Annotated in this window: 8 protein-coding genes; 2 read left to right on the plus strand and 6 right to left on the minus strand. The window is 38.2% G+C overall.

Going from position 1 to position 9,353, the window contains the following annotated elements; genetic code table 11:
* Window positions 1-36: 36 nt before the first annotated feature.
* Window positions 37-1,305, minus strand: coding sequence for an ectonucleotide pyrophosphatase/phosphodiesterase (locus ACPDG9_RS02620; protein ID WP_430526254.1), 1,269 nt, complete (start codon window positions 1,303-1,305; stop codon window positions 37-39).
* Between the two features lie 97 nt (window positions 1,306-1,402).
* Between ACPDG9_RS02620 and ACPDG9_RS02625 the strand changes: the two genes are divergently transcribed.
* Window positions 1,403-2,197, plus strand: coding sequence for an NAD(P)H-binding protein (locus ACPDG9_RS02625; protein WP_430526255.1), 795 nt, complete (start codon window positions 1,403-1,405; stop codon window positions 2,195-2,197).
* Window positions 2,198-2,226: 29 nt separating this feature from the next.
* Here the strand turns inward: ACPDG9_RS02625 and ACPDG9_RS02630 are convergent, their stop codons facing one another.
* The 5 genes from ACPDG9_RS02630 to ricT all read right to left on the minus strand — a co-directional run bounded on the left by ACPDG9_RS02630 (window position 2,227) and on the right by ricT (window position 8,038).
* A complete protein-coding gene (locus tag ACPDG9_RS02630; protein ID WP_430526256.1) occupies window positions 2,227-2,883 on the minus strand; it encodes a CoA transferase subunit B in 657 nt (218 codons plus the stop codon).
* Between the two features lie 28 nt (window positions 2,884-2,911).
* Window positions 2,912-3,610, minus strand: coding sequence for a CoA transferase subunit A (locus ACPDG9_RS02635; protein ID WP_060874623.1), 699 nt, complete (start codon window positions 3,608-3,610; stop codon window positions 2,912-2,914).
* A 68-nt stretch (window positions 3,611-3,678) separates the two neighbouring features.
* Window positions 3,679-5,979, minus strand: coding sequence for a penicillin-binding protein 1A (locus ACPDG9_RS02640; RefSeq protein WP_430526257.1), 2,301 nt, complete (start codon window positions 5,977-5,979; stop codon window positions 3,679-3,681).
* A gap of 15 nt (window positions 5,980-5,994) precedes the next feature.
* Complete coding sequence (locus tag ACPDG9_RS02645; RefSeq protein ID WP_430526258.1) at window positions 5,995-6,489, minus strand: gliding motility lipoprotein GldH; 495 nt, start codon at window positions 6,487-6,489, stop codon at window positions 5,995-5,997.
* Window positions 6,476-8,038, minus strand: coding sequence for a regulatory iron-sulfur-containing complex subunit RicT (gene ricT, locus ACPDG9_RS02650; RefSeq protein WP_430526259.1), 1,563 nt, complete (start codon window positions 8,036-8,038; stop codon window positions 6,476-6,478). Before ricT ends, ACPDG9_RS02645 begins: the two co-directional genes overlap by 14 nt.
* A gap of 302 nt (window positions 8,039-8,340) precedes the next feature.
* Here ricT and ACPDG9_RS02655 point away from each other — a divergent pair, with 302 nt between their 5' ends.
* The gene (locus ACPDG9_RS02655) at window positions 8,341-9,099 is read left to right on the plus strand and encodes a 5'-methylthioadenosine/adenosylhomocysteine nucleosidase (RefSeq protein ID WP_430526266.1); all 759 of its coding nucleotides are present in this window, start codon (window positions 8,341-8,343) and stop codon (window positions 9,097-9,099) included.
* The last annotated feature ends 254 nt before the right edge of the window (window positions 9,100-9,353 follow it).

A 9,353-nucleotide genomic window follows, 5' to 3' on the forward strand; every position in this document is an offset into this window, starting at 1 on the left:
AATAAAGATCGAGTTTTTTTATAGCTAGGTTGTATTTTACTTCACGATTTGTTTTATTACATCCATATCCCCATCAATTTCATCATAGTTGATCTTCAAATCTAGAATTTTTGCAATAATAGGATAAACCAAAACATTTTCGAACGAATCTACCTTATGGTTACTAAGAATATTAGGACCTTTCGCCACAAAAATAGCATGCATTTCTTTCACTGCATTTGGATCAAAACCATGGCTACCAGCCAGCGGTTTATTCGTAAAATAATAAGGAGGCATAGCAGTTAAAACAATATCACCAACTCTATTATATCGATCTTCTTTGCTAGAGAAATGGAATTCTTTCGGCAAGTCATCTTTTAAGTAGACTTGCATCAACTTCGGATTCATTTCCTTTTTAATCTTCTCATAGTACGTCTTAATATCCTTTTGTTGGTGAACGAAAAGACTTACATACGTTCCATTTGATGCAACTGCAACTTCTTTTTCTTCCACTTTGATTGGCAACTGTAATAGTGTCTCTTGATCGAGTTCTAACATTCCGTGATCCGAAACAATGATTAAGTTAATGGGCAAAGATGATTTTTCTGTGATCTCCAATAATTTTTTCATTGCTTGATCTACTTGTAAAACTGCTTTTTCCGTTTCTGGAGCATCTGGACCATATTGGTGTCCAGCGTGATCCACATCGGGCATATAAAAAGTAATGAAGTGAGGACGTACCTTTTCTGGCAAGTTCAGCCACTCTTCCACTTGGGTTAAACGGCTTTCAATGCTGCTTTTCTCAGAATATTTGTAATAATACGTTGGCAACGTTTCTTGAATAGCGGCTTCAGATCCTGGCCAATAGTAACAAGCACTTAACATTCCTTGTTGTTCTGCCAATACCCATAGTGGAGTGCCACCATACCATTTTGCATCGGTAACTGCTTTTTCATTTCTCAAGGAATAGCGATCTCCCGTTGTGCGCTCATACATGTTATTTCCTACCAAACCGTGATGCCCAGGGTATAATCCTGTAACAATAGAATAATGGTTTGGAAAAGTAACAGAAGGATAAGAAGGGATTAACGATTTTGCACGTGTCCCCATAAGGCCAATCCTATCTAGAGTTTCCGCTTTATACTTCTCAATATAATCATGGCGAAAACCATCTAAAGAAACAAGAATAACATAAGGTTTCTTCTGTTGCTCTGGACTGTTTTCTCTGTTTTTTATAACAATCTGCTTTTCTACTTCTTGTGCTTGAGTACTAAAACTCCCTCCTATAAGAAGTAAAGTCATCATAGACAATACGATTTTTTTCATGGCTACTGAAATTTATAAACTCAAATATCAACAGATTAATCTACACACCCAAAAGAAATGTTTAATTTTAGCTTTTGATAGTAAAAAAATACAATAAATGAAAACAATTGGAATACTTGGTTGTGGTTGGCTTGGCTTACACTTCAGTCAACACCTCCTCCAAGCTAACTATATCGTAAAGGGATCTACTACAAGCCCAAGTAAATTAGACGAATTAAAAGCGTTAGGCATTGATCCCTACCTTGTTGATTTGCAAAACCCAAATGAGGATCAGATTCATGCTTTTCTATCGAATATTGAGGTTTTAATAATCACCATTCCACCGATTAGAGGGGAAGAAAGCACATTGTATCAAACCAGTTTTAAGCGACTGATTCCTTATCTTACAAAGAATAAAGTAAAGAAGGTAATGATGATGAGTTCTGTTTCTGTGTATGAGCCCAGTGAAACGTCTATCACGGAGTCTAGTACTTCCTACAGCAATGACCCAACGAGTAGACAAATTATTGAAGCAGAAGAGGTGTTGTGGTCTACGAGTGAATTGACGACTTATATTTTGCGTTTAGGAGGCTTGTTTGGGCCGGATCGAAAACCTGTACGCTACATTGTCAATCGCAACATCCTTGACAACCCCGCAATGCCAATTAACATGATACACCTTCATGATATTATCCAATTTACAACCGCACTTTTAGAAGGAACCTTTGAGACAAATGAGATTTATAATTTGGTTTCCCCTCATTACAAAGATCGCTTAGATTATTATACTAGAGAGGCGGAAGAACTTGGTTTAACCTTGCCTCCTTTGGGAGCAAATGACCCTAAAACACATCGAAAAATTGAGGGCGGTAAAGTAGTCCAACAAACGGGAATTCCGTACCAAACACTATAAAAAAAGGAGGTTAAAACCTCCTTTTCTATTTAATCTAAAATCATTTCTGGGATATTCCCTTCAATAATCAATTCAACTTCAGTTGCTTTGATAATATCTTCGACAGATACACCAGGTGCTCTTTCTAGTAACTTAATTCCATTAGCAGTAACTTCCATTACAGCGAGTTCTGTAACGATTTTCTTCACGCAACCTACCCCAGTTAAAGGCAGGCTACATTTTTTTAAAATCTTAGACTCTCCAGCTTTATTTACGTGCATCATGGCAACAATGATATTTTCTGCAGAAGCCACTAAATCCATTGCTCCTCCCATACCTTTAACCATTTTTCCAGGAATTTTCCAATTGGCAATATCTCCGTTTTCAGAAACTTCCATTGCACCTAAAATTGTCAAGTCTACGTGTTTTCCTCTAATCATTCCAAAACTGGTTGACGAATCAAAGAACGATGCCCCTGCTAAGGTTGTAATCGTTTGTTTTCCTGCATTAATTAAGTCCGGATCTTCTTCTCCTTCATAAGGAAAAGGGCCCATTCCTAAAACGCCATTTTCACTTTGAAAATCAACATTCATTCCTTCTGGTACATAATTAGCAACAAGTGTTGGAATACCAATACCCAAGTTTACAAAAAAACCATCTTGTAACTCTTTTGCAATGCGTTTTGCAATACCTACTTTATCTAACATAATATTTTTTTAAACGATTGGTTGGTTGTTATCTTTGACGAACAGTACGTTGCTCAATTCTCTTCTCGTATTTTTCTCCTTGAAAGATACGCTTAACAAAAATACCCGGTACGTGGATTTCATTAGGATCTAACGTTCCAATTGGCACAAGTTCCTCTACCTCAGCTACCGTAATTTTACCAGCACCTGCCATACATTCATTAAAGTTTCTTGCCGTTCCTTTGAAGATTAAATTTCCTGCTTCGTCTCCTTTCCACGCTTTTACAATGGCGAAATCAGCATCAAAAGCTTCTTCTAAAATATGAGGTTTACCATTGAAAACACGCACTTCTTTTCCTTCTGCTACTTCCGTACCATACCCTGCTGGTGTAAAAAACGCAGGAATTCCCATCTTTGCAGCTCTACATTTTTCTGCTAAAGTACCCTGTGGAGTCAACTCAACATTAAGTTCTCCAGACAACATCTGACGTTCAAATTCGGCATTTTCTCCTACATAAGAGGAAATCATTTTGTCAATTTGGTGTTTTTGCAACAACAAACCTAGACCAAAATCATCAACTCCTGCATTGTTCGAAATACACGTTAAGCCTTTAATATTCTTGCGAACAAGCTCTGCGATTGAGTTTTCTGGTATTCCACACAATCCAAAACCACCAAGCATTATCGTCATATTATCTTGAACATCAGCCAATGCTTCTTGAACATTAGCTACTTTTTTGTTTATCATAATCTCTGGTTTAATTAACTGCTCTAAAATATAAAAAAAACGCCTTTAAAAAAAGGCGTTTTTCACTATTAAAAATCAAATTCATTTGTATCGAGTTCTTCATCAGAATCCTCTGCTTCTTGGACTATTTTACTACAGTCTACTCGAATAGATAATCCTTCAGGGACTTCAAATGCCCCTTTAGAAACCTGTAGAGACTTATCAGCATAACATTTACTCATAAACAAGCCCCAAATAGGTAAAGCCATTGTAGCACCTTGTCCATACAACATCGTATCGAAGTGAGCAGCACGATCGTCATTTCCTACCCATACACCTGTAGCTAAATTAGGAACCATTCCAATAAACCATCCGTCACTTTGATTTTGTGTGGTACCAGTTTTACCAGCAATAGGATTGGTAAACTTATACGGGTGTCCCGTTACTCGCTTATATCCTGGTCCTTGCCAAGTGGTACGCAAGCGAACCCCAGAACCACTTTCTGTAACTCCTTCTAATAACTTCACTACGGTATAAGCGACGTCTTTACTCAATACATCTTTCGTTTCTGGAATAGCATTAAATAGAACCACTCCATTTTTATCTTCAATTCTCGTAACGAAAATTGGTTTCACGTAAATTCCTTGGTTGGCAAATGTACTATAAGCCGCCACCATATCACTTACAGTGATATCTACTGCACCTAAAGCAATAGCAGGACTTTGTGGAATATCTGTTGTTATTCCCAAATCACGTGTCATATTTACGACAGCTTTTGGTCCCACTTTATCCATTAGCTTAGCAGTTACTGTATTCACAGATCCCGCCAATGCTTGTTTCAAGGTCATGATTCCCTTGTAACTTCTATTGGAGTTTTGAGGAGACCAATCTTGACCAATTCCATATCGTCCTTTTGGCATCGTAAAGGGAGAATCAATGATAGAGTCACATGGAGAATAGTGCAATTGTTCAATAGCCGTTGCATACACAAAAGGTTTAAACACCGACCCCACTTGTCTTGCTCCTTGTCCCACGTGATCGTATTGGAAATGTTTGTAGTTAATACCCCCCACCCAAGCTTTAATATGTCCTGTTTGAGGTTCCATCGCCATCATTCCTGTTTGTAAGAAATGCTTGTAGTACAAAATTGAATCTCGAGGCGTCATCACCGTATCAATCTCCCCTTTCCAGGAGAAGATTCGCATTTCTGTTTTTACTTTGAACGACTTTAAGATTTCCTCTTCAGACTTTCCTCCATCTTTCATTTGACGCCAACGTTCAGATGCCTTCATCGCACGCATGATAATTGCTTCTGTATCAGCTTCTGAAATCTTATAAAAAGGGGCGTTTTTATTGTTTTTTTGTCGAATAAAAAATTCTTCTTGTAAGTTGCTAATGTGTTCTTGAACAGCTTGTTCTGCATATTTTTGCATACGCGAATCAATAGAAACGTAAATTTTCAATCCATCGCGATAGATATCATATGTAGTACCGTCCTTTTTCGGGTTTTCTTTTACCCAACGGCGCATATAATCGCGTAAGTACTCTCTAAAATAGGTAGCAATTCCCTCTCTATGGCTTTCTGGTGTAAAATGCAACGATAGCGGTGCTTGTTGTAATTGCACGCTCTCCTCTTGCGTAATAAACTTGTTCTTAGCCATTTGATGTAAAACTACATTGCGTCTTTTTTGCACCAATTCAGGTCTACGCACTGGGTTAAAGTACGCTGGGTTCTGAAGCATCCCCACTAACATAGCAGCTTCATCAATAGTTAAATCTTTGGGTTCTTTCCCCAAGTAGACTTTCGCTGCTGAACGGATTCCCACTGCATTATTAACAAAATCCGCTTTATTTAGATACATGGTTAAGATCTCTTCCTTGGTATATTGACGTTCTAATTTAACCGCAATAACCCATTCTTTTGCTTTCTGTGTAATACGCTTTGCTAAATTACGTGATCCTTCACCGTGGAATAGCAATTTAGCTAACTGCTGCGTAATTGTACTAGCTCCCCCACTACTCCCTACAGAAGTAACGGCGCGCAAAGTTCCTCTTGCATCAATTCCCGAGTGTCCGTAAAAACGCTCATCCTCAGTAGCAATTAACGCTTGAACTAAGTGCGGAGGTAAATCTTCATACTTTGCAGGTACGCGATTTTCTAAATAAAATTTTCCTATTGTTTTTCCATCTTCTGAAATAATTTCCGTCGCAACATTACTCGATGGATTTTCCAATTCATCAAAAGTAGGCATTGCACCAAAAACACCCCAAGAAGCACATAGGAAGAACAATACTAAGGCTACACCTAAGCCTAAAAATCCGAACCAAAAGACCATTAAATATCTTTTGAAACCCGTTGTTGATTGATTCTTTTGTTTTTTACTTTTCATACAATTTTAAAAAACTTATTCTGCTTTTTCGATTCTAAGTCCAACCTCGCTAATACCGTTTAAAGCGGGTACACCTTCCACATCCCCTAACGCGCGAACGGCCTGTTCAAGTGTCATTTTGTATTTTCCAACTTGATCAAAAACGTAGTTTTCTTTCAGCCATAATTTACTTTCTTTGACATCTGAAAATCCATTGCCTAATAAATCGCCATTGGGAGCAGCCATCTGAAACTGAATCGTATCGATGACAATTTCAGCATTGGGTTTGTACAGCTTGAAAATGACAAACATATTGCTATAAGGGTATTCATTATTTACGCGTACATTCATAAATATATTCGTTGCGGTCAAGGTATCTTGAACATCGCAAACAAAAGTTTTTATGTCATTTCTTTCCCATACGCCTTTGGTTGGTTGAAACTCATCAAAAACGACTTTGTTGTCCTGTTGACAACTAATCATCAGGACAAACAAAAGACTCAAAGTTAAATAAAGCTTATTTATTTTCACCTTCTTGTTTATTTGTTGGGTTATTTGAATTCGTTGGACGCGGTTTTCTCGGTTTTGGTTTATTGGAACGCGGTTTTTGGTTTCTTCCTTTATCCTCTCCTCCAGACCCTTCCGTTCCTTTAGGCTCGCGATTCACGCGTTTTTTATCTGGTCTATCTTCTGGTTTGCGTTCCGCTCTTCCTTCCGCTCTTCCTTCCGCTTTGCGATCTGGTTTTCCTTCCGCTTTGCGATCCGGTCTACCTGTTGTTTTTCGCTCTGGTCTTCCTTCTACTCTGCGGTCACCTTCTTTCCCTGTTGCTTTTTCTCTTCCTTCCGCGTTTTTGGTTCTGTTTCTTGGCTTGCGTTTTCTCTCTTCAGTTGACTGAGCCGTATCCTTCCCTTCATTTCCTCTTCCAGCGGCAGCACCCTCACGATCTGCGGGTTTACTTTTTGATTTGGTATTTTTTCTTCTTCGTTTTGGTTGATCAAAACGCGTTACGCTATCTTGTTCAACTGCACTTTGGAAGTGATCTTTATCTGATGGAATATCTTCGCTATAGCTTTCTAATTCATTCCCTTTTTCGTTTTGTGCATTTAAGTCCAAGATTTCTTTCACCTGTTCTGCTGTCAGCACATACCAATTGGCAGAATTATTTGCATAAGCAAACCACATTTGTCCTTTGAAAATATCAATTTTCTGACAAAAGGCGATTCCTTTTACTGTCATTAATTTCGTATCTGCATCAGGCATATCTTTTAAAGCCTCTAAATACGTATCCAATTCGAAGTTTAAACAACATTTAAGCTTCCCACATTGTCCTGCCAATTTTTGGGGGTTTAACGACAATTGCTGGTATCGCGCTGCCGCTGTATTTACACTTCTAAAATCAGTTAACCACGTCGAACAACAAAGCTCTCTTCCACAAGATCCCACACCGCCTAAACGCGCAGCCTCTTGACGAAATCCCACTTGTTTCATCTCAATGCGAATACTAAATTCTCTCGCAAATTCTTTAATTAACTGTCTAAAATCTACACGCTCACTTGCTGTATAATAAAACGTTGCTTTTGATCCGTCACCTTGAAATTCAACATCAGATATTTTCATTTCAAGATTTAAGTTGATGGCAATTTCCCTAGCACGCATGCGTACAGGTTCTTCTTTTTCGCGAACTTCTTGCCAGATGTCAATATCCTTTTGTGTGGCTTTTCGATAGATCTTTAAGATTTCTCCTTCAGGATCTACTTTCTTTTTCTTCATTTGAACTTTAACAAGCTCCCCCACTAAAGAAACAATTCCTACATCGTGTCCTGGAGAGGTTTCCGTTGCAACAATATCTCCCATTGCAACAGTCATCCCACTAGGATAGCGATAAAAATCTTTTCTTCCGTTCTTAAATCGAACCTCAACTATATCAAAAATGCTGTCTGAATTTGGATAAACCATATTCGACAACCAATCAAAAACTGCTAATTTATTACAGCTGTCTGTTCCGCATGTTCCGTTACTCTGACACCCTCTAGGTACGCCATTACTATCTGTCTTCGTTGAACAATTTGTACAAGCCATTTATATATTTATGTATTTATATGATTGACCCTCCAAAATTAGGAGGAATAATATTCTCACTTTTCGTTGTAAAGATACTATTTTTTTATAGGCCACTTCAAGATTTTTTTAGTTGTAATAATTCGCGCTTTTGCGCTAAAAAAATAAAATACAACTCTTATCTGTATTTTATTCGCCAAAAAAACCAAGTATTACTAATGCATGCAAGAGAACAATCCCAATCATTCAGTGACAACCCTAGAGATACGATCTGTATATTAAACAATTATTTCTACTTTTGGTCTACTAACATAGGATTCAAAATGGAGGAACAAATTATTGGTATCATGGGGGCAATTCCCCAAGAAGTAGATGGAATCATCGCTATTTTGCAAAATAAAGTAGCCACTACAATTGGCAATCGCACGTATTATGAAGGCCAATTAGGCCAACAAAAAGTTGTTGTTGTTTTTTCTCGTATTGGAAAAGTAGCGGCGGCGGCAACTGCTTCTGCTTTATTGTTGCGTTTCAACGTGAGTGAAATTATCTTTATTGGTGTTGCAGGTGGAATCGCACCGCACATTGAGGTCGGTGATGTCGTGGTTGCCAAAGATTTGATTCAATATGATATGGATGTTTCACCACTGCGACCAAAATACGAAATACCGTTACTTCAAAAGACCTATTTTGAAACGGATGCAACGCGATCCACTCAAGTGATGAAACACATTGAAAACTTTATCGAACCTGCGATACTTACTACTAAAATAGCAACAACAGAATTAAAGAAATTCGCCATTGAACAACCCAAAGTCTACTATGGTACGATTGCCAGTGGGGATCAATTTTTCTCTACTGACCAACAAAAAGAGCAATTACAACAAGCCTTACCTCAAGTACTTTGTGTAGAAATGGAAGGAGCTGCAGTAGCCCAAATTTGTTATGAATACAACATTCCATGCAGTGTAATTCGCACTATTTCTGACAAGGCCAATCAAGAAGCTAGTTTCAGTTTTGAGTCGTTTGTACAGCAAATCTCCCAAGTGTACGGGCAGGAAATCATAGAACAACTTTTTCAATAATCTCAAAAGGGCGGTTTCATTTTATCATGCGACCGCTCCTTCTACCACATCCCATGCTCCATACGTATTTCCTCGATCATCTCCGGATAATCACGATAACCAAGATAATTATGCTGCTTCAAATAAATGAGTAATTCGGATCTGCTTGCTGGTAGATACAATTGAGAATATAACGCGCTATAATGGCTTAGTCTTCTACGTTTTCAATTCCTTTACCTGCTGCTTTTGCTGCTTCCCAAAAACGCTCTAGGGCT

The sequence above is a fragment of the Myroides sp. C6-3 genome (assembly GCF_050522425.1).
GTDB lineage: Bacteria > Bacteroidota > Bacteroidia > Flavobacteriales > Flavobacteriaceae > Flavobacterium.

What these genes read in the sequence shown, in the direction of transcription:
- ACPDG9_RS02620 (WP_430526254.1), bottom strand. Translation starts at nt 1,305, where the DNA reads ATGAAAAAAATCGTATTGTCTATGATGACTTTACTTCTTATAGGAGGG.
- ACPDG9_RS02625 (WP_430526255.1), top strand. Translation starts at nt 1,403, where the DNA reads ATGAAAACAATTGGAATACTTGGTTGTGGTTGGCTTGGCTTACACTTC.
- ACPDG9_RS02630 (WP_430526256.1), bottom strand. Translation starts at nt 2,883, where the DNA reads ATGTTAGATAAAGTAGGTATTGCAAAACGCATTGCAAAAGAGTTACAA.
- ACPDG9_RS02635 (WP_060874623.1), bottom strand. Translation starts at nt 3,610, where the DNA reads ATGATAAACAAAAAAGTAGCTAATGTTCAAGAAGCATTGGCTGATGTT.
- ACPDG9_RS02640 (WP_430526257.1), bottom strand. Translation starts at nt 5,979, where the DNA reads ATGAAAAGTAAAAAACAAAAGAATCAATCAACAACGGGTTTCAAAAGA.
- ricT (WP_430526259.1), bottom strand. Translation starts at nt 8,038, where the DNA reads ATGGCTTGTACAAATTGTTCAACGAAGACAGATAGTAATGGCGTACCT.
- ACPDG9_RS02655 (WP_430526266.1), top strand. Translation starts at nt 8,341, where the DNA reads ATGGAGGAACAAATTATTGGTATCATGGGGGCAATTCCCCAAGAAGTA.